Source organism: Virgibacillus sp. LDC1 (assembly GCF_025792345.1).
GTDB classification, from domain to species: Bacteria; Bacillota; Bacilli; order Paenibacillales; family Paenibacillaceae; genus Paenibacillus_AQ; species Paenibacillus_AQ lautus.
Window position 1 is genome coordinate 808,764 of the sequence record NZ_JAOXLZ010000001.1, and the last position, 20,134, is coordinate 828,897.

Consider the following 20,134-nt stretch of genomic DNA (forward strand, 5'->3'; position numbering starts at 1 on the left):
TGATATCCTGGTCGACCCATCATCAAGAGTTTCGTTACTCCGGCTTCGTTTCTATCTGCAGCCCCTCGATGTGTTTGCGGTTCATCAGTTTACGCTTCTTCCGATTCTCTTTGCTCTCAAAAACGATATCAAGATCATAATCCTCCGGGTATAGATCCGTGGCCGCAATATAAGGCTTCAGCCGTTTATGGTTAATCTTCAGTCGGTCCTTCTGAATCATAACACCGATATTTCCTCTACCGTCCATGGTTTCATACACGGTTCCGCTTCGTTTCAAATAAGGCACATAGACACGATCGCCAAGTTGGTAGAAGGAAGAGGGAGAGGCTTCATGTTCATCTTCATGATCCTTAACATTCTTAAGCTTATCCTGTTCGTCTGACGGTAAGGTAACTTGGTCTACCGGACTCGCTGCTTCTGTCCATTCTTCGGACTCTGATCCAGCATCATATCTAAGGGGCGTGTCACCTCTTGCCGTTCCCGCTTCCGTGATTTCACGCGATCTGGCAATGATCGACTCCGGAATGCCCAGCTTTGCTGCAATGACAAAGGCATAACTGTGACCGGCTTCACCGATCCGCAGACGATAGAGCGGCTCGAGTGTGTCGGCATCAAATTCCATCCGGGCATTCTCAAAGCCGGCTGTTCGCTCGGCAAAATTTTTGATTTCGGTAAAATGCGTGGTGACCACAACCGTTGCTTGACGTTGACTCAGCTCCTCCAGAATGGCGATCGACAATCCAACGCCTTCACCAGGGTCCGTTCCGGACGCCATTTCATCAAGCAGCACCAGCGTGGACCGGCCGGCCGTCTGCAAAATGTCGCGGATGTTGCGAATATGCGCAGAGAACGTGCTGAGGGCATGCTCCAAACTCTGCCCATCTCCGATATCGACGGAAACCTCATCAAAGATGGCGCAATGGCTGCCTTCCGCTACAGGAACCAGCAGACCGGATTGAACCATAACGGTGATGAGTCCAACCGTCTTGAGCGCTGAAGTTTTGCCGCCGGTGTTAGGTCCTGTAATGATCAAGGTTTTGTACTGCTTCCCGATGGTGAAGTCCAGCGGTATCATAGAGGAGCCGATTAAAGGATGCACCGCAGATTTTAGATGGATGAACCCATCCTGATTTAGGCTCACATTGCGCCCGCCGATGGAAATGGCGTACTTGCCTCTGGCTATGATGTAATCGTAGATTCCAACAATGTCGGCATTGGTTCTCAGTTCGAATTGATATAACTCGGCCAGTGCGGTCAAATCACTCAGCACCTTTGTTTCTTCCCGGACTTCTTCGGCGTGCAGAAGAGTTAATTCCATCTGAAGCGCCTGCATGTCGGAAGGCTCGATAAATACCGTCTGCCCGCTGGCCGATTCATCCAGAATCGAGCCATTTACGGATTTACGGTGCTCCTTCTTGATGGGCAGCACGTAACGTCCTCCGCGCTTGCTGATGACATTCTCTTGCAGGATCCCTTTGTAACGGCTCATCAGGCTGTCGAGCTTACGCTTGATCCGTTCCTCGGTTACGATGATTTTTTTGCGGATTTTGGCCAGATCTTTGCTGGCGCTATCCACAACACGACCGCCGTGAATGCTGCGTTCGATTTCGGACAGAAGTGGACGCAGTTCATGCATAGAAGAGGCGTAGGAACTGATCAATGGAGCAATGCCGTCCTTGGCATTCATATATTGAATGAGCTGGCGGCAGCTTCTCAGATATTGGACCATATTCCCGAAATCGCGCTCAGACAGCACATAACCGGTGCCGAGCAGATCCATGATCAGCTCGATTCCCTCCAGGGAAGGAATCGGGACGCTAGCCCCGGTTTGCAGCAGGGTTTTGGCTTCCTCCGTTTCATTTAGCTTATTGCGAATGGCTTTCATCTGGGTGAGGGGGGCCATCTTCCGGATATGCTCGACTCCCAGATAGGATACGGCAAAGCGTTCAAGCTCGGTGCGAATTTTCTCGTACTCCAATTTGTTTAATGCGAATGGTTTCATGGGTGATATTCTCCTTTTGACTATAAAATGGATGGTTATACAACACAAAAAGGGCGGAAAGCGAACTACTAAGGTTCGCTTTCCGCCCATAGACCGTTATTCCGATGGCATGGCGTTATGGGACAGCTCCAAATAACCCTTTTGCTAAAAGAGGGGGAGACCCAAAAAATCCGTGCTGAACTCAGCACGGATGACCATATCATATCTGAATAAACCCTAAAGGGGCTTCAATTGATATCCGCAGTTCTTAACTAATTCAACGGACGAAATGAAAATCCATCAAAAAATAAACATATCCTATTACAGGAAATGCCCAAAATTTTACATTTCAATCCATATGAAATTTGGTTAGTTAAGAACGACCACCGACATCAAAATCTCTCCTTTAGATAAGAGTATGCAATAACTATATCCATAAATATGGTCAGAAGTCAAGGTGGAAAAGCGGATACGATCCCTTAAAAAACTGTGATATGATGGAATTGTTATGCTGTTGCTAATCATTAGTAGTTGCGGTAGTCAATCATGAGAGGATAAGACACGAGAGGAGCTGTATCCATGGGGAAATTGCTGACACGAAGTGAGGTTCCAATTGAGGCAACCTGGAATCTGGATGATTTGTTTGTCTCGCAAGAAGAATTCGAAGCGGGTTTAAAAGCGCTTGAATCACAAGCTGCTCAATTGACGCGATTCAAAGGCCGGCTGGGAGAAGGGGCATCTGTTCTTCTGGAATGCTTGAATGAACAGGAAGTTTTGATGGAGAGCATTAGCAGAGTCGGGGCGTATGCCAGATTACGACAATCGGAGGACGGAACCAACCCGGCTAACCTGGCGAATTCGGCCAAAACGGGCGATGTTCTCTCACGCATCCAATCCTCTCTGACGTTCATTGAATCGGAGCTGCTGGATCTCGAAGATGGAGCCATCGAACATTACATAACGAAGGAAAACGGGCTTGAACCTTATGCCCGCAGCTTAAAATTGTTGCTGGAATCCAAGCCTCACCGCTTGAGTCCTGAGACGGAAAGCGTGCTAGCATCGCTGGGAGAGGTCCTGGGTTCGCCTTACCGCATCTATTTGCGCAGCAAGCTGTCGGATATGACCTTTGACGATATTCAAGTGAATGACGTAAACAAACCGGTCTCGTTCCGTCTGTACGAGAATTCTTACGAAATGTCTGAGGATACGCAGCTTCGACGGGAGGCTTATGCCTCGTTCACGAAGTCGCTGCAGGGATCGCGTCATACATTTGCCGAGGCTTACGCCACCGAAGTGAAGAAGCAAGTGGTGATGTCCCGGCTTCGCGGGTATGATTCCGTAACGGACATGCTGCTGAAGCCGCAGCTAGTGACGATGGAGATGTACAACCATATTCATGATACCATTCTGACGGAGTTAGCTCCGCATATGCGGAGGCTTATGAAGCTCAAGAAGCGTGTGCTTGGGCTGGATCAAATGCTGTTCTGCGATTTGAAAGCGCCGATGGATCCGGATTTCAATCCAAGCGTTACTTATGAAGAAGCGTGCTCCACGATTTCGAGCGCCTTGTCGATTCTGGGTCCTGAATACGGCGAGATCGTTAAATCCACGTTCTCCAAGCGCTGGGTGGATTATGCCGATAATATTGGTAAATCTACAGGCGCGTTCTGTTCCTCCGTATACGGGGTACATTCCTATATCCTGATGGCCTGGGCGGATAATATGCGCAATGCCTTCACATTAGCGCATGAAGTCGGGCATGCCGGTCATTTGATGCTGGCAGCGAAGAATCAGCGTATTACCAATGCGCGTCCTTCCTTGTATTTTATCGAAGCGCCTTCAACGATGAACGAACTGCTGCTGGCGGATCACTTGCTCAGCCAATCCGAGGATAAGCGGATGCGACGCTCTGTTATTCTTCAGCTTCTGAGCACGTATTACCATAATTACGTGACTCATCTTCTGGAAGCGGAAATGCAGCGACGGGTATACCGCCATGCGATGGCTGATGAGCCGATTACCGCAGATAAGCTATCTGAGCTAAAGGGTGCCGTGCTATCCGATTTCTGGAGTGACGCGGTCGAGCTCGATGAAGGAGCGAAGCTGACCTGGATGAGACAACCGCATTATTATATGGGTCTTTATCCATATACTTATGCCGCAGGACTGACTGCATCAACAGCTGCAGCACAATTGATTCGCGAGGAGGGACAACCGGCTGTAGACCGCTGGCTCCAAGTCCTCAAAACCGGAGGCAGCAAGAGCCCACTGGAATTAATGGCGATGGCGGGCGTCGATATGTCCACTTCCGAGCCGATCTCCAAAGCGGTAGCTTATGTTGGATCACTCGTCGACGAACTAGAGTCTCTGTACGAGGAATAGTGACATTTGCATATATGAGAAAAGGGTGGTCCACAGCTCATTGCTGTAGATCACCCTTTTTTTTGTGGAGGATATTGGAGTGAAACCGAAGCTTATTTGTCCGTGATATCATCATGCAGCGTATGGGTCGGGATCGTAAAGTAGAAGGAGGAACCGATGTTTTCACGACTCTCGACGCCGATGACCCCTCCCATCAGCTCAACCAGTTTTTTACTGATTGCCAGCCCCAATCCCGTACCGCCGTATTTGCGATTCAAGGATGGATGAAGCTGCGAGAAGGAGGTGAACAGCTGATGCTGCTGTTCAGCAGGGATGCCAATTCCCGTATCCCTTACTTGAAAAGCAAGCGTGAATTCATGGGTGCCCGTCCTGCGCAGTCCCTCGACACTCATCACGATGCTGCCCTCATGGGTGAATTTGATAGCATTGCTGATAAGATTAACAAGCACTTGCCGCAGCCGCAGGGCATCGCCGATGATCACATCGGGAACCGTGGAGCTGTTGATGCTGCAGGATAACGTTAATCCTTTTTCTTTGGCTTTGGCCGAAAATAAATCAACGACGATTTCAAGCAAGGAACGTAAGTCGATCGGTTCGTGAATGAGGGTCATATTGCCGGTCTCGATTTTGCTGAAATCGAGGATCTCGTTCAGGATGTGCAGCAGCGAACTGCTGCTCTCCATCAAAATATCGGTATAATTCTGTTGGTCCTCGTCAAGCTCGGTCGTTCTTAACAGCTCAATCATACCGATGATGCCGTTCATGGGTGTACGGAGTTCGTGGCTCATCATGGTCAGAAACTCCGTTTTCGCTTGATCTGCCCGTTCGGCATTCTCCTTCGCCCGGATGATCTCTTTCTCATCGGTGATATCACGGAACACCATAACGGCGCCTTTACGCTCTCCTTGATCCCAGATTGGGTTGACCTGATAATCTGCCAGAAAGCTGGTTCCGTCGCCTCGCCAAAGCACAATTTCGGCTCTGGACAGCGGTACGCCTTGTTTGACGGCCCGAACAAGCGGTGAATCATCCCCCCGATAAAAAGTGCCGTCATGGCGAATTTCTTTGATAATCTGGTCGCAAGGTCTTCCGATGGTGGTGGCCGGTTCATAATCCAGCATCGCTGCGCCTGCCGGATTGATAAAAGCGACATGTCCGTGAATGTCCAGCCCGATAATGCCTTCGGATACCGTATTCAGCAAAAGAGTGAGCTCGCGGCTAAGTTTCTTAATCTCTTCCATGGTTCGCATGCGCTCGGTAATGTCCCGGGTAATGCCATAGACGCCGACCACTTCGTCATCCACGAAAATCGGGATGTTGATGGTATTGATGTTGATGGGATGTCCATCCTTATGAATTATCGTCAGATCATAGCTCTGCGGTATGCCTTCTGTCGCCTGATTAAAATGATACAACGTTCGAGCCATGTCATTTTCCGCTACAATCGGTCCGAAATACATTCCGATCAGCTCGTCCAGGGAATATCCCGTCAGCTCCTGCAAATTCTGATTGGCCGTTAAGTAGTCGCCATCCAAACTCAGGGAGTATACCGCCGACGGATTATATTCAAATAGAGAACGATATCGCTGCTCGCTTTCTTTAAGTTTAAATTCCATCATCTTTCGCTCGGAAATGTCGCGGGCAATCGAAATGATTTCGTTCTTTTGGCCGTCCTGCGTGCCAATGTACTTGCAATTGACTTCAAACCAGATGTGCCTGCCATCCTTATGTATATAACGGAAGGTAATGGGTGTGAGCGATTTGCCGTCCAGGCAATTCTTGAAATAGTCCTGGAGCGGGATGATATCCTCAGCGTATACGTAATCGAATATACTGGTGCCAACCATCTCCTCCGGACGATATCCAAGCAGAGAATAACAGGAAGGTGAACAATAAAGAAACGTGGAACAGCCTATGGTGCTGCTCGATATGAAATCAAGGGAATTTTCGGTTATGAGCTTGTACTTATTTTCATTCTCCAGCGACTGCTGTTCAATCAGCACCTGCTCGGTGATATCCTGGGCCATGCCGACCATCTCCATCGGTCTGCCTTGGTTCGTAACGGAGACTTCCCATTGAGCTCGAATCGTTCGGATTTGCCCGTCCTGAAGCTGGATCCGGTAAATGATTTCATTCGCTTTCCCTAGAATGGCTCTGCTCAATTCCGCCTCCAGCCGCTCGCGGTCCTCCGGAACGACCAATGACAGCAGCGTGTTATGGTTTGGCTCGGTAGTACTGATCTGATACCCGTAAATTCGCCTCATTTCATCGCTGTAGGTTAGCGTATGCGTAATCAAGTCCCAACGCCAGGAACCAATCTTGGCAATCCGCTGCGCATGCGCCAGCGTATCCTCATCCGTTTTGCGTTTGGTAATATTTCGTCCAATGGCCAGGACCTTGGTAACCTCGCCTTGCGCTCCCCGTACCAGCTGGAAAGACGTTTCAAACCATAAATAATGCCCGTCCTTATGGCGTATGCGTCGAACGAAACTATCTTCCTCTGAGAATAGTTTGCCCGGTTCTTTCATTTGCTCGGAATCAACCTGATGATAGTAATCGATCCGGCATTGGCCCGTCATTTCCTCTTGGGTGTATCCGAGGATTTCCGTTACAGAAGGTGAGATGTATTCGATGATGCCGTCGGCGTTGCTAATGGATATAAGATCTTGTCCGCTTTTGGAGATGAGTGCAAGCAGCTCATCATTCTTAATGGTCGGCGGCAAAGACGACTCCTCCTGTACGGTCCCTGGTTCAATACAGCATAAAATCCATGGAGCCTCTCCAGGGGCGGGATGGTTCAACAGGGAAATCGTCACAGAGACTTGAACTTGATTTCCGTCACGGCGGATAAAGTAAGAGTTTTTTTTGATCGTGGACGTTAGGTCATATGTCAATGATTGTAATGTTTGTTGAATCGATAAGTTGGATAGAACTTGGATTTCGGAAGGTTTGAGCTGAAGCAGATCTGAACGTTTGGATTCGATAAGTTCGCAAAAACGATCATTAACCTTGGCCACAGGCTCGTCAACCGCAGAAATCAGGATTGCCCCAATAGGCAAGTTATCAAACATCTGTTCCCAGACCCAATGTTCCGCTGTTTGCCTCATGATTATAGTTGCCTCCCTAACTTAAGCTATACCATTTGATCATAGAGGATAGGATCACTCTATCGCAATAGAAAATACCAACGTTACATTTGAACTTGGAAATAATGGCGCGTAAAAGCCAACCGATAAGAGGAGCTTTCTTATGGCTGGCGAGTTAAACCTTACGGGTACATCCGATTCCTAATGCCATATGTTGTTTTAATCATCGTTTGTTATTTGTGCAGCAGTACACGATCTTCGACGTTTTTGTCAAAATAATGTCCGGCGTAGGAGCAAACGGGGATGATTTTCAAATCTTCTTCCCGAGCGTGTCCTATTACTTTTCGAACGAGTTCGTCGGCGATTCCTTGGCCTCGCAGGCCGGGTGAAATATAGGTATGATCGATACTAATCACTCCGTTTCCTTGAGGTGAGTAGGAGATTTCGGCTACCTTTTTTCCGTTATCTTCAATAAAAAAGCTTCCGGGCTTTGTCTGTATATTTCGTTTGTCCATGGTGTTTAACCCTCCTTCATCTGGTTGTACTATACCCGTATCCGCTATGCATTAAACGGATTTCAGATAGGCAAACACCCTTGACGGGACATTTGCATACAATGCGAATAGAAGAGAATGAAGGAGGAGCATTATGAGCCATTATTCAACCCAACCCCAAATGCTGTTTCAATGCGACCACCAGTTGGTACATTCCATGAAGAAACATAGAGAAAGCGCCCATTCGGCCATGAAAAACGTAGTCAATCGCAAGGTAAGAGTGCATACGATGGATGATGAAGCCATTGAAGGTATCGTCATTAATGTGGATGCAAAGAATGTGTACATTCTTGTAGAACAAGGGAACAGAGGTTTCTTCCCGGGATACCCTCCATTTGTGCCATACGGGCCCAATCCTAATGTCATATTGCCGTTAGCATTGTTCAATCTATTGGCCGTTAGCTTGTTGTGGTAGCAAACGAAGAACCTGCGGTCCGATCAGCAGGTTCTTTTTTTTTATGGTAAGTTTTAAAAACATGTTTACATACAAACTGTATGTATGTTAAATTGGATGCATCCCATTATAGAAGGAGATGTTTTCCATATGAAGCTGCAAGGATTTTATCCCGTGATCATGACTGAGAAGATTGCCGAAAGCGCAGACTTTTACACACGGTTGTTTGGTTTTGAGATTGTTTTTGAAGCGGATTGGTATGTAAGCCTGAAGAAGGGTGACGAAGGACAAGGCGCTTATGAAATGGCCATCTTGTCCAAAGACCATCCCACGGTACCGTCCGCTTTTCAGAAACCTGTACAGGGATTGATTCTGAATTTCGAGGTGGAGGATGTGGATGCCGAGTACCAAAGGCTGGTCATCCACGAAAAGCTGCAGCTTCATCAGGATATGCGGGACGAAGAATTTGGTCAGCGGCATTTTATTACTAGTGACCCGAATGGGGTACTGATTGACATGATCAAGATTATTCCGCCTTCCCAGGCCTTTCTCGAGCAGTATAATGAAGAAGTGTGGTCACCAAACGGGGTTGACCCCGGAGAATGATGCATAGGGGGGAACAAAGCGAAATATGAGAAGAAGCAAAAGCGAAACCAACGAGACAATACAGCTGCTGCTGAAGGTAGCCAGAACCCAATTTACGGAAAAAGGCTACGCCAATGCGGCACTGGAAGAGATTGCCGACGAAGCTAAAGTTACCCGCGGCGCACTGTATCATCACTTTAAGAATAAACTAGGTTTGTTCCTGGCTGTGCTTGAATTAGTACAATCGGAAATAGCGCAGCGCGTCGAGACGGAAGCAGATAGCTCCGAGGATCCTTGGGAGCAGCTCCTGTTTGGCTGCCGGGCTTTTGTTGCAGCCGTGGTCGAACCGCAGAATAAGCGGATTATGCTCATTGACGGTCCAAGTGTCGTAGGCTGGGAATCTTGGCGAGAAATGGACGAGCTGCATTCGATGAGTCATCTGCGGGAGCAGTTAACCTTGATGCAGGAACAGGGGATTATGAAAAGAATTCCTGTTGATGCTATGACCCATGCCTTGTCCGGCGCATTAAACGAATGCTCGCTCTGGGTCGCTCAAATGCCGGAAACCGATATAGGCCTCGAGGAAACGATGGATGTGATTGCCGGTATGTTACAAGGGTTCAGGGTAAGAGACTAAAGTACATGATAAGGTTTACCCCTAATATGGGCTGGTTATCCTACAAACCTTACAATTTGCACCCATGTTGTAAGCTGGAGAGGTACATCAAAAAATCCATGAAATGGGAAGGGGTAAACCATGAAACCAATGAAACCGCTGCAGGAATTTTTGGAAGAGCACCAAGATCATCAAGAGCACCAAGATCATCAAGATCATCCCATCGAAGCCATCGGAAGCTATGTTTCCAAATACATTGAACGAAACTGGCAAACCGTACTTACCGTAAATCATGAAAAACTGATGCGGGCATACAACGAGGGTGGAGATGCAGCGTATGGGACGTTTTTGAACCTATTATTCTTGCCGATTCATAGACAATTCAAGGAGCTGGGAATACGTCCTGAACCTAATTTCCCGGGGAACTTTGACATTTCAAGAGAATGGGGAAGCCCGGAAGGGACGGACCAGCAGCGCTGGATGTGGAGCACGGTTTATTCAACCGAGAAGGAGCCGCTTGGCACCATCGTCACCATCGTATATCACGATCATACCCAGTTTCGCGTCCCAAGGCAGCCTCGTATCCTAGCCTTGCATGAGACAGGAAAAGAGGAAGTCGTCGCAGCCCTTTCGCTCAAGTCCCCGGATTTTAAGGAAGCGCTCGAGTTTACGGTTGAATATGAAGCATATCTTCGGAGTTTGCAGGAGTAGGAAGTTACTCATCAGCGCGGATTCTACCGATCAAGGAGATGGCTTCGTCCTAGCGATGGGTTTCAGACGGTACATTAGCCTATAAAAAGCGCCTTGAGCAGGATGGAATTATCCTGGCACAAGGCGCTTTTAACATTTAGATTGTAGACAACTGATCGATCGTTAGGTCTAACCAGTCTATTTCTTCCCTTGTCAACTGGATGGTTGAACCTTCATCACAGGATTTTAATTCTTCGGCTGATTGCGCACCGATCAGCGCACAGGTCGGGAATGGCTGGTTCAGCACGTAAGCGAGCGCGATCTGTATGGCTGTCACATTCTTCGTTGCGGCCAGTTGTTTGGCGCGCTCTAATCGCTCCCAGTTCGCATCGCTGTAGAATACCCGCACAAGATCCGCATTATCTCGAATTTCCGGCGTAAATCGTCCGGTGAAGAATCCTCTCGCTTGAGAAGACCAGGAGAACAGCGGGAACTGCTCGGCCTCATGCCACGCAATCGTCTCTGCATCGGCTGAGACGCAGCCTTTCCAGAACGGCTCGTTTGGCTTGGCCAGACTGAGATTCGGGCTGCTGAAGGAGAAACCGACCAGTCCATTCGCTTCAGCGTAGGCATTGGCATCCCGGATGCGCTCCCATGTCCAATTGGATACCCCAATGGCACCCACACTGCCATCGGCAATGTATTCGTTCAGGGCCTCAATAACTTCACCTGCCGGAACCTCAGGATCGTCACGGTGAAGAGCGTACAGATCGATGAAATTCGTTTGCAGTCTTTCGAAGCTCGTTGTGATGTCACTCTTGATATCTTTTTTATTCACGCGCGGGCCGTTCTGATCATGATGGGCACCCTTGGTCAGGATGACGATCTGATCCCGGTTACCTCTTTCCTGCATGTATCTGCCGATGACTTCTTCGCTTTGACCTCCACAGTAGATGTGGGCGGTATCAACGGAATTGCCGCCGATCGCAAGGTAAGCATCCATATTGGCGGCAGCTTTCTCGTACGAATCATGATAGAAGTAGTCCGTTCCTTTCATTAGTGCTGAGACGGGTTTGTTTAATCCCTTGATTGATATATATTTCATATTCATATCCTCCTTGGGTGTAATTACAATACAATTCGCTTCCGTTCATGGGCAGATTGCAGGCAAGCGTCAATGACTTTCATGTTGTGAATGGCGTCCTCTGCGGAGTAGCGGAGGGGTTTGTTGTTCAAAATAGCTTCGGCCATATGATCACCTTGTTCACTGTATGCGTTTGCACGAGGAACCTCGATTTCTTTACGTCCTTCGCCTGTCGTTAAGATGAAGTTCGCTCCGTCCTCAGGCAGGCTATATGCGTAAGGGACTTCAATCAGGCCATCCGTGCCTACAATTTCAAGAGGGTTGCGATACGCCGCCCACATTCCGCAATCAAATGTCAGAGCGACATTGCCTTCAAATTCGATTAATCCGGATGCCATCATGTCGACATGGTCATGCTCAGGTGAGAAGAAAGCTTGAACGGTAACAGCTTCCGGCTCTTTATTCAGCAGGATCCGCGCGGCATTGATCGGATAACAGCCGACATCATAAATCGAGCCGCCGCCCCAATCCTTGCGGAAACGGACATTGCCGTGATTGGCTGAGCTGTTGAAGGTAAACGCGCTGCGAATGCCCCGAATATCCCCGATGGCACCGGCGTTGATCATTTCCTTCATCAAGTCATACCGCGGGTGATAGCGATACATAAAGGCTTCGGCCAGTACTACCCCGGCCTTAGCTGCTGCTTCTGCCATTTCAGCTGCTTCTGCTTCCGTCAGCGCAAGCGGTTTTTCGCATAGAATGTGTTTACCGGCTTCCGCCGCACGGATGCTCCATTCTTTATGTAGATGGTTAGGGAGCGGAATATAGATAGCATCTATGGAAGAATCCTCGAGCAAGGACTCGTAACTGCCGTATGCATTCGGTATATTCAGTTCCTCTGCCGTTTGCGCTGCTTTTTCCTGATCGCGGCTGGCAATGGCAACGACTTCATTGAGACGGGATTGCTGTAAACCAGGTATGACCGAGCGTTTGGCAATGCTGGCGCAGCCAAGGATTCCCCAACGAAGTTTTTGAGTCATGTTCATCAGCTCCTATACAACTTATTAAGATTATATTGCGATTATAAAAGACAAGAAATAAAATTGATATAATATTATTTTGTAGTCTAATACAACAATATTGTCATTCGAGGAGTATTATGATGAAACGACAAAGTCATCTGCTGACCCTTCCGCAAATGCCGTTCTTCTGCCTGCCCGAATCGGTGGGAATTTACCGGGATGAACCGGACCATACGGTTACGCGGGCAGCCGGGTCTTTAAACAATTTCAATATTCACTATGTGGCTTCCGGTAAAGGGTATGTTGAAATCGAAAATGTAGTCCATACGCTTGGCCCAGGTGAAGCCGTGCTGTATTTTCCTATGCAGGCACAGCGTTATTACACAAGCGAGGACGATCCGTGGGATGTACGGTGGTTTCACTTTTATGGCAGCGGTCTGCAGAACTATTTCATCGAACGCGGATTTCATAAAAGCCAGCTTTGGAGCATTCGGCAGCCGTCTGCTTTTGAGGAAGCGCATGAAGCGCTGTTAAGTGAGGCGGAGACCCACCGGATGCTTAAGCCTGCGCAATTATCCACGCTTACGTATTCCTTGTTAGCGGTATTCGTGGAGCAGGCGTCCGCATTATCGGACAATAAATCGAACAACTCCGCCAACCGGATTCTTGAACTGCTGCCGATTATGCAGCAGGAAGCGGCACAGCCGTTTATTTTGGAAGAGTGGGCGGACAGACTCGGCGTAACCACTTACTATTTCTGCAAATTATTCCGCAATGTCATGGAGATGACTCCGATGGATTTTGTAACGCGCTGCCGTCTCCAGATGGCAAAGCAGTGGCTGCTCGACCATAAAGAAAAAACCATCGGACAAATTGCAGTAGAAGCGGGCTATCCAAGTGTCAGTTACTTTAACAAGCGATTTATGGAGCATGAAGGCATGACGCCATCTTCCTATCGTCGCTTATATGGGGTATAGTTAGGGGGTTCATGTCGCAAGGTCAGGTGAGAACTCGACTTAGGTCCAGGTTCTATTCACACCTATAGTCGGTTATGGAAACGGCTTGCCTCTACTACAATGGAATTAACGAAGGATTTGACGAAATCCGGATTCAATGAAATATGTAATCAATGTATGTGGGGGAAAGCCAAATGTCCAATAACCAAAATATATATGTTCTACTGACTGATACGGGTACGATGTTTACGAAACTGATCAAACGAATTACGGCAGCGCCCTATAATCATGCTTCGCTGGCGCTGGACGAGAATTTGAACGAAGTGTTCAGTTTCGGCCGCAAATGCGCCAACAATCCTTGGGTTGGAGGATTTGTGGAGGAAGATGTATACGAAGGGACCTTCCGTCACTTTCCTGGCACGCGCTGCGCTCTGCTCCGTCTCCAGATCACAAGGGAGCAATTTGAGGCGGCAAGACGCGTGATTCAAAATTATAAGGATGAAGAGGATGCTTACGGGTACAATCTCATCGGTATGTTCGGCGTTCTGATGAGACTTGATATTACGAGAGAAAGATCCTACTTCTGCTCACAATTCGTAGCGGAAGCGATGAAGCAAAGCAGAATCCATCTATGGGATCGCCCTTCCTCCGCAGTAACTCCGAATGATTTCTTTCAGCATCCGGCGTTCGAGGTTGTTTACGAAGGCATGTTATATGACTATCCATTGCTGGATCAATCCAGGTTGGCTGGATTCCAATACCCGTTACAAACGGCTTCAAGTTGAGTTGACTTGTTGCATATCGAAAAATAACTTCTGCCCTCGGCAGAAGTTATTTTTTGTATCGAGAGATTCTTGAATCGTTATTTTAATTGTGCATTTGCACGTGCAATGATAGACTCGATTTTTTGTTCGTGACTGTAAATGCTTTTCTTTTTCGTCAGGATCTGACCGGAGAGCGTCAACAGCCTGGAAAGGGTATCGCTGATTCTGGCCGATTCATTGGCCTTTACTGCGGTTTTGAAATTTTTCCACTCGGTTGTCATCAGTTTATTCGGTGTAGAGATTGCGCTTTTATCGCCCTTGATCTTGCTTTTGTAGGATTCAATCTCGGAGAGGATAGTGCGGACCTTTGCCGCTTTGGAAGTTTTCTCTTTCTTGGCTGCCGTAAGGGCGGCCTGCTTATTTCTAATATCCTCACGTCCCAGGGTAACCAGGAGTTTCATGCCACCGGCCTGTGACTGCAGCATCTTGGAGAGTGTTTTGTCTTTGAGTTTTTTAGCAGCGGCGATTTGCTTATTGAGAGCGGTATAGGTGTTAAACAGCGGCTGGTACTTGGTTTTGGCTGCTTGGAGCTGATCTTCCAGCTTGCGGATTTTGTCCTTATCGATTTCGCTGATTCTTTTGCGGGTTTCCGAAGCTTTGGCTTCATTGGCATAACGAAGGGATGAGATTCGATCGTCCCAATCCATCGCCTCCTTTCGTTCGGATTTAAAATCATCGTACTGTTTGATTAGCTTCCCACGAACAGTTCCGCCGGCCCGGTCCGCCGTGGCATTCAATTGGGCTTGAACCGTATCGGTGAACTCAATCGCGGCCGCATTTGCGAAAGGCATGGGAATTAAAGTGAGAAATAGTGCCATGACAAGGGATGAAGTCAGTAATCTTCTAAACATAAACATCTCTCCTTAAAAATAATAATCATCATTAGCGGTAAGCGCATCATGACAGGATGACCGGACTCACGACAAAAAGCACCCGTAGAAAGGCGCTGTTAAACGCCAGACTTACGGGTGCTTCCTTCGTAAGAGCTCCGATTCACTTTTTTGTAAATATACAGGAAAATTTTGGTTTTGTCAAACGTTTATTCCCCTGAAATGAGCGAAAATTCTCCAAGAATAGTCTTCCAAGCCTCCAAATCTCCTTCCCATGTGGGTCCTTTCGGTATTTGCTTGATGAGCACCAGATCCGAGAATGAGGGAAGGGTTACAACACTCGGACTGCTGCTAAGCATGACAAATAACAGGGTTACGTTCGGATTGGAGTAGGTTTCACGAATAACCTGATCAATCGTCTCAGCATCCTTTTTATGCGGGATGATCCGCACGAGCAGAGTCTTTTGTTCAGAATTCAAGTTGCGGTTAAAGCGCTCGATTCTTCGATTCAGCCGTTCGCGAAAAACGGGGTAGTCATATAACGGCCGCTCCTCCGGGTTGTTCTTGAAATCATGGAAGGATAAACAGGAAGATCGTTTGTCTCGTACATAGTAACAGTTTACCGATTTACCATATATGACCAGGTTATCCCGGAGCATGAAATCGCTGAATTGATGTTTAATGACTTTACAAAACTCGTGTGTCGAAGCGAAGTTGAACCAGTCCAACGGACCCGCTGCATGACGCAGCTTGTTTCTTCTTAGCTGGGCGGCAACCTGACAGTTGTGACCCAGACTGAAAATGGCATCAAACTCCATAGGGGTTGTCATGCTTCCAGACCTCCTTGAATCTATCATTAGATATCCTATGCAAATAGATAGAGTTGGTATGGAGTAGTGACCATGGTAGGTGTGGAGAGCAGAGGCCAGCCACCGTTTAAGCTTACGGCAGAAGGGGCTGATACTTTGAGCAGAGGGTGCCGCACAAAAAAAACGAAGCACGAATAAGGAAAGCGCGCTTCGTTTTTCATATATTTATATTTTCGGGAATGGATGTCTGCCCGAAGAAAGAAAAACGACCCCATTATGAAGGACTCAGGCTATATTTTGAATGAAGCTGCCATATTAATTCCCTTCGGCTGTTGACGCCGGTTTTGATAAAAATGGACTTCAGATGATCCTGAATCGTGTAGGGGGAGATAAACAGCGATTGAGCAAGCTCCTTGGTGGACAATCCTCGCAGAATACCGCTGATCACTTCGTTCTCGCGTTCCGTTAATCCTAACGAATCCGAGATTAGCGGCAGCATATCCGTAGTATTGGCAGGCTCAAGCGTTACGGCAAGCTTGGTAAGAGCATCAGGGCCATGCAGAAAACTTGCCCGTATGCTGGCAAAGGATCCGTCTCTCAGCCTGACGCGAGTATGGGCACTCGTTGAATAGACCGTTCCTCGGTCGTTCTCGGACAAAGCCCGGAAGCAGACTGCCCGCAGCGGGCGGGGGAGTGAAGCGGCATCCAATCCCTCTGCATCCTGGAGCAATGACATCCACTGCCGTGCAGCAGCGTTATAAGAAAGAATATCAAGCGTTTCGGACAGCAGCAATAAACCAGGCTCAGGCATAGGATCCATTCCATCTACAGTGACAGTGGATCGCGGAAGACTTCGATCACGTAGCATGACCGCCATGAATGGCGCCAGGGAAGAGAGAAGCTGCCGTTCCTCCTCGCTAAAAAAGGGCTGGCCCTCCTGACGGAAAATGGTTAGAAATCCCCAGCACATGCCGTTCGCTACCAAGGCGGCACGCATCTCGTCATGAAGGCCTGCCGGCTTCAGCACGTTCAGATAGCGAGGACTTTTGCTCATAGTCCCGTTCGTAGCCCCGCTTAGCGTTGCCACCTTCTCCGTGGAGTTTACCAGTTCATGAAAGTGATTGTAATCGCTGTGCAGATATTCGTACTTGAACAGGCCATCATGGATTGCCTCAATGTCTTCATCCGTTATCGCACCGGTCGAGAGCAATGTGCGTGGATCTACCGTCGTAAAGCAAGCCGATTTGAAAGGAATCCAGCTGCGCAATTGCTTGATGAGTCTGCTCCGGTAGGTCTGGGAAGTTGATAAAGCCCCGCCAAGCGCTGTTATTTTATTTAATAAGCTGTTAAGTTGCGTGTCCATATGGAGTCACCTGCACCATCAGTCTAAGAAAAACCCCACATTTATGGGATAGGGTTATCGTTCTCTATCCTTATAATTGAGAATGATTCTTATTATGTCATGAATGGAGAAGGAATGAAAGAGATCTGCACCTTTGCACCATGTTGAAATAAAGGAGGACTTATACTGAGGATTATCGAGTTTGAACTGGACTGTTACTTATATAGAATTTTTTAGAGATGGAGAGGAAGCATCATGAAGGAACGAATTGTGGTTGTAGGCGGATATGGGCATGTAGGAAGGATCCTATGCGAGGAGTTAGGGGAGAAGTATCCCGGACTTGTATACGCTGCAGGAAGAAATTTGGAGCGAGCCGAACGTTTCAGTCGGGAAACAGGCGGAAAGGTGCTCCCTATGCGATTGGATATGGAGCAGCCGGTCATGGAGAGTGAGTGGGAACGGATCAGACTCGTGGTCATGTGCCTGGATCAGGCGGACGATGCCTGGGTCGGGGCTTGCATCCGGAGCGGGACCAACTACGTGGATATATCGGCCAAAGCCGAATTTTTGAATCAAGTGTCGAAGTGGAGGGGGGCAGCAGAGGAATCCCGATCGACAGCCATTCTGAGTGTAGGACTGGCCCCAGGGTTAACCAATCTAATGGCGAGTTGGGCGAGCAAAGGTCTGGATGTAACAGAGTCGATTGATATCTCGATTATGCTGGGTTTAGGGGATCGGCACGGCAAGGCTGCCGTAGAGTGGACTGTGGACAATCTCCTGTCCAACTTTCAGGTGATGGAGGACCATCGCCTAAGGACGGTTGCGAGTTTCTCGGAGGGAAGGGCGGTTCATTTTGGCGGAAAAATAAGACGTAAACCCGTATATCGATTCCCGTTCTCGGATCAATCGACATTGCCTCACACCTTGGAAGTCCCAAACGTGTCGACCCGGTTGGGTTTTGATTCTTCCCCTCTAACTTCCATACTGGCAGGATTCCGTTCATCCGGTCTGTACCATCTGCTTAAAGTGAAATGGATACGGAAAGCTGCCGTCCAAGCTTTTATGAATATACAAATGGGATCCGATGATGTTGCTTTAAAAGTTGAAGCCCAGGGTAAGCGCCAGGGCAACAGCAGTACGGTTGAATGCTTGCTGGTCGGGCGGGACCAGTCCAAATTAACGGCTAGGGTAGCGGCGATGGTTGCGGATGCTGTGTACAGTGGGAAAATGGCGTGCGGGGTGTTCCATATTGAACAAGTGTTTGAATTAGCGAGTATGAAGGACCGGCTGGAGAAAGAGGTTAGCGTGGAGGTATGGCGGGATGGGGAGAGGGGGATTATTTAGGGAAATTCACGGATTACAAATTTTCCTAAACCGTATGTTATATTAAAGATTAGAAATTTCTAAGGAGGATTATTACATGCGGCAAAAAGCGTTGATTTGGGTACAAAATTTGAGGGAAATCGCATCATTGACCCTATAAACTGCGTATTCCCCTAATTTTATGGGGGCAACTACCAAGTGGAAGAGATTACTCAACCAAGTCAAAAATTACGGATTACAAATGTGAAAGGCGCGTTTGCCTGGCTGGGACTTTTGGTATTTTTCAGCGTTTTGAATGAAACGGTGTTTAATGTGGCACTACCGGATATCGCCAGGCAATTTCATGTGGAGCCATCGACTGCCAATTGGGTCAATACAGGCTTTATACTGTCGTTCGCCATAGGTTCGTTTGTGTACGGAAAAATATCGGATCTGTACGGGATCAAAAAAATGCTCATGATAGGCATCGTAACGTACGGCAGCGGGTCTATGCTGGGATTAGCGGCGCATGCCTATTTGCCAGCTGTGATTACGGCAAGATTTATTCAGGGGGCGGGAGCCTCTGCCATCCCTGCACTGGTCATGGTTATGATTGTGCGTTATTTCGATGCAAAATCTCGCGGCAGAGCTTTTGGTCTTATAGGATCGCTGGTTGCAACGGGCGAAGGAATCGGGCCTGTCATCGGAGGCGTCGTTGCCCATTATGTGCACTGGTCCGTGTTGTTTGTTTTTCCTCTTATGACGCTTGCAACGATTCCGTTCTTTTTAAAAGTGCTGCCGGATGAAACCAAACGGAAAGGGAACATGGATGTTACGGGAGCAGCTATGCTCTCCGTTGGCGTAGTGCTATTTACCTTATTTACGACCAATGAGCAGTGGATGTATCTGGCTGGCTGTTTAGCAGCGCTCGTACTATTCGCCGCACGTATCAAGCGTGCCTCAAATCCATTTATCGAACCGTATTTATTCGTAAGGAAGAAGTTCATCGCCGGAACGATCACGGGCTGCATCATTTTGGGCATGGTTGCCGGATTTCTGTCCATGGTGCCTTATCTGATGAGAAGCGTTCATCATCTGTCAACAGGCATGATTGGCGCGGGTATTATATTCCCTGGTGCCATGAGCGTCATGCTGTTTGGCATGTTAGGGGGCATACTCGTCGATAAAAAAGGTCATCATTTTGTGTTCTATATAGGATCCTTGATGATTATCGGTGGTTTTTTAACCATAGCTATGCTGGCGGATCAATCACCTTGGATTGTTGCCGCCATGCTGATTTTTGTATTTGGAGGCCTTTCTTTTGTGAAGACGGTGATTTCAACCGTCGTTTCCGCTGCTCTGAAAGAGAAAGAAGCGGGAGCAGGGATGGGAATGCTTAATTTTGCATGCTTCTTATCGGAGGGGATCGGAGTTGCGATCGTAGGAGGTTTGCTTTCCAGACGATTCCTGGATTTCCCGCTTCTTCCGATGGTATGGAATGCTGAGGCAGACTTATACAGCAACTTGCTGCTTCTGTTTTCGTTGGTTATCGTAGCTGGAAGTGTGATCTACACATTGGTTTATATCGGGAAAAAAAGCAGACGAATGTAAAGCATAGAAGCACACTGGCGATCCAAAATCCGATCTCACTTGTAACAGCGGAGAGATCGGGATTTT

Annotated in this window: 17 protein-coding genes; 9 read left to right on the plus strand and 8 right to left on the minus strand. The window is 48.0% G+C overall.

The window, feature by feature from the left end:
* Nucleotides 1-34: 34 nt before the first annotated feature.
* Nucleotides 35-2,002, minus strand: a complete 1,968-nt coding sequence (locus OHJ21_RS03835) for an endonuclease MutS2 (RefSeq protein ID WP_486019317.1) — start codon at nt 2,000-2,002, stop codon at nt 35-37.
* Between the two features lie 558 nt (nt 2,003-2,560).
* Between OHJ21_RS03835 and pepF the strand changes: the two genes are divergently transcribed.
* Entirely contained in the window at nt 2,561-4,363 is a 1,803-nt protein-coding gene (pepF, locus tag OHJ21_RS03840) for an oligoendopeptidase F (RefSeq protein WP_486019318.1), read from the plus strand.
* Between the two features lie 92 nt (nt 4,364-4,455).
* Here the strand turns inward: pepF and OHJ21_RS03845 are convergent, their stop codons facing one another.
* Both OHJ21_RS03845 and OHJ21_RS03850 read right to left on the minus strand, forming a co-directional pair.
* The gene (locus tag OHJ21_RS03845) at nt 4,456-7,470 is read right to left on the minus strand and encodes a PAS domain S-box protein (protein WP_486019319.1); all 3,015 of its coding nucleotides are present in this window, start codon (nt 7,468-7,470) and stop codon (nt 4,456-4,458) included.
* A gap of 212 nt (nt 7,471-7,682) precedes the next feature.
* The gene (locus OHJ21_RS03850; RefSeq protein ID WP_100536392.1) at nt 7,683-7,964 is read right to left on the minus strand and encodes a GNAT family N-acetyltransferase; all 282 of its coding nucleotides are present in this window, start codon (nt 7,962-7,964) and stop codon (nt 7,683-7,685) included.
* Between the two features lie 133 nt (nt 7,965-8,097).
* On the opposite strand from OHJ21_RS03850, the gene OHJ21_RS03855 reads away from it, so the two are divergent.
* The 4 genes from OHJ21_RS03855 (at nt 8,098) to OHJ21_RS03870 (ending at nt 10,309) form a co-directional block, all read left to right on the plus strand.
* Nucleotides 8,098-8,418, plus strand: coding sequence for a hypothetical protein (locus OHJ21_RS03855; protein WP_100536393.1), 321 nt, complete (start codon nt 8,098-8,100; stop codon nt 8,416-8,418).
* A 129-nt stretch (nt 8,419-8,547) separates the two neighbouring features.
* Nucleotides 8,548-9,003 (plus strand): VOC family protein, encoded by a 456-nt coding sequence (locus OHJ21_RS03860; protein WP_100536394.1) that lies wholly within the window; start codon nt 8,548-8,550, stop codon nt 9,001-9,003.
* 25 nt (nt 9,004-9,028) lie between these two features.
* Nucleotides 9,029-9,619, plus strand: a complete 591-nt coding sequence (locus OHJ21_RS03865) for a TetR/AcrR family transcriptional regulator (RefSeq protein ID WP_326118018.1) — start codon at nt 9,029-9,031, stop codon at nt 9,617-9,619.
* Nucleotides 9,620-9,739: 120 nt separating this feature from the next.
* Nucleotides 9,740-10,309 carry a DUF6022 family protein gene (locus tag OHJ21_RS03870; RefSeq protein WP_486019320.1) on the plus strand — a complete coding sequence of 190 codons (570 nt, stop codon included), beginning with the start codon at nt 9,740-9,742 and terminating at the stop codon, nt 10,307-10,309.
* A gap of 136 nt (nt 10,310-10,445) precedes the next feature.
* Here OHJ21_RS03870 and OHJ21_RS03875 read toward each other — a convergent pair whose 3' ends face one another.
* Both OHJ21_RS03875 and OHJ21_RS03880 read right to left on the minus strand, forming a co-directional pair.
* Nucleotides 10,446-11,393 (minus strand): aldo/keto reductase, encoded by a 948-nt coding sequence (locus OHJ21_RS03875; protein ID WP_100536397.1) that lies wholly within the window; start codon nt 11,391-11,393, stop codon nt 10,446-10,448.
* 23 nt (nt 11,394-11,416) lie between these two features.
* On the minus strand, nt 11,417-12,412 hold the full coding sequence (locus OHJ21_RS03880; RefSeq protein WP_486019321.1) for a Gfo/Idh/MocA family protein: 996 nt from the start codon (nt 12,410-12,412) through the stop codon (nt 11,417-11,419).
* A 122-nt stretch (nt 12,413-12,534) separates the two neighbouring features.
* Here OHJ21_RS03880 and OHJ21_RS03885 point away from each other — a divergent pair, with 122 nt between their 5' ends.
* Complete coding sequence (locus OHJ21_RS03885; protein WP_100536399.1) at nt 12,535-13,371, plus strand: helix-turn-helix transcriptional regulator; 837 nt, start codon at nt 12,535-12,537, stop codon at nt 13,369-13,371.
* A 173-nt stretch (nt 13,372-13,544) separates the two neighbouring features.
* Complete coding sequence (locus OHJ21_RS03890) at nt 13,545-14,135, plus strand: hypothetical protein (protein ID WP_100536400.1); 591 nt, start codon at nt 13,545-13,547, stop codon at nt 14,133-14,135.
* 77 nt (nt 14,136-14,212) lie between these two features.
* Here the strand turns inward: OHJ21_RS03890 and OHJ21_RS03895 are convergent, their stop codons facing one another.
* From OHJ21_RS03895 to OHJ21_RS03905, 3 genes are all read right to left on the minus strand, one after another.
* Nucleotides 14,213-15,025: a hypothetical protein gene (locus tag OHJ21_RS03895; protein WP_100536401.1), complete on the minus strand. Its 813-nt coding sequence runs from the start codon at nt 15,023-15,025 to the stop codon at nt 14,213-14,215.
* Nucleotides 15,026-15,213: 188 nt separating this feature from the next.
* A complete protein-coding gene (locus tag OHJ21_RS03900) occupies nt 15,214-15,834 on the minus strand; it encodes a DUF1796 family putative cysteine peptidase (protein WP_326112885.1) in 621 nt (206 codons plus the stop codon).
* Between the two features lie 253 nt (nt 15,835-16,087).
* Complete coding sequence (locus OHJ21_RS03905; protein ID WP_326112884.1) at nt 16,088-17,176, minus strand: LuxR C-terminal-related transcriptional regulator; 1,089 nt, start codon at nt 17,174-17,176, stop codon at nt 16,088-16,090.
* Nucleotides 17,177-17,410: 234 nt separating this feature from the next.
* On the opposite strand from OHJ21_RS03905, the gene OHJ21_RS03910 reads away from it, so the two are divergent.
* Nucleotides 17,411-18,499: a saccharopine dehydrogenase family protein gene (locus OHJ21_RS03910; RefSeq protein ID WP_486019322.1), complete on the plus strand. Its 1,089-nt coding sequence runs from the start codon at nt 17,411-17,413 to the stop codon at nt 18,497-18,499.
* A 213-nt stretch (nt 18,500-18,712) separates the two neighbouring features.
* On the plus strand, nt 18,713-20,068 hold the full coding sequence (locus OHJ21_RS03915; RefSeq protein WP_486020992.1) for an MFS transporter: 1,356 nt from the start codon (nt 18,713-18,715) through the stop codon (nt 20,066-20,068).
* The last annotated feature ends 66 nt before the right edge of the window (nt 20,069-20,134 follow it).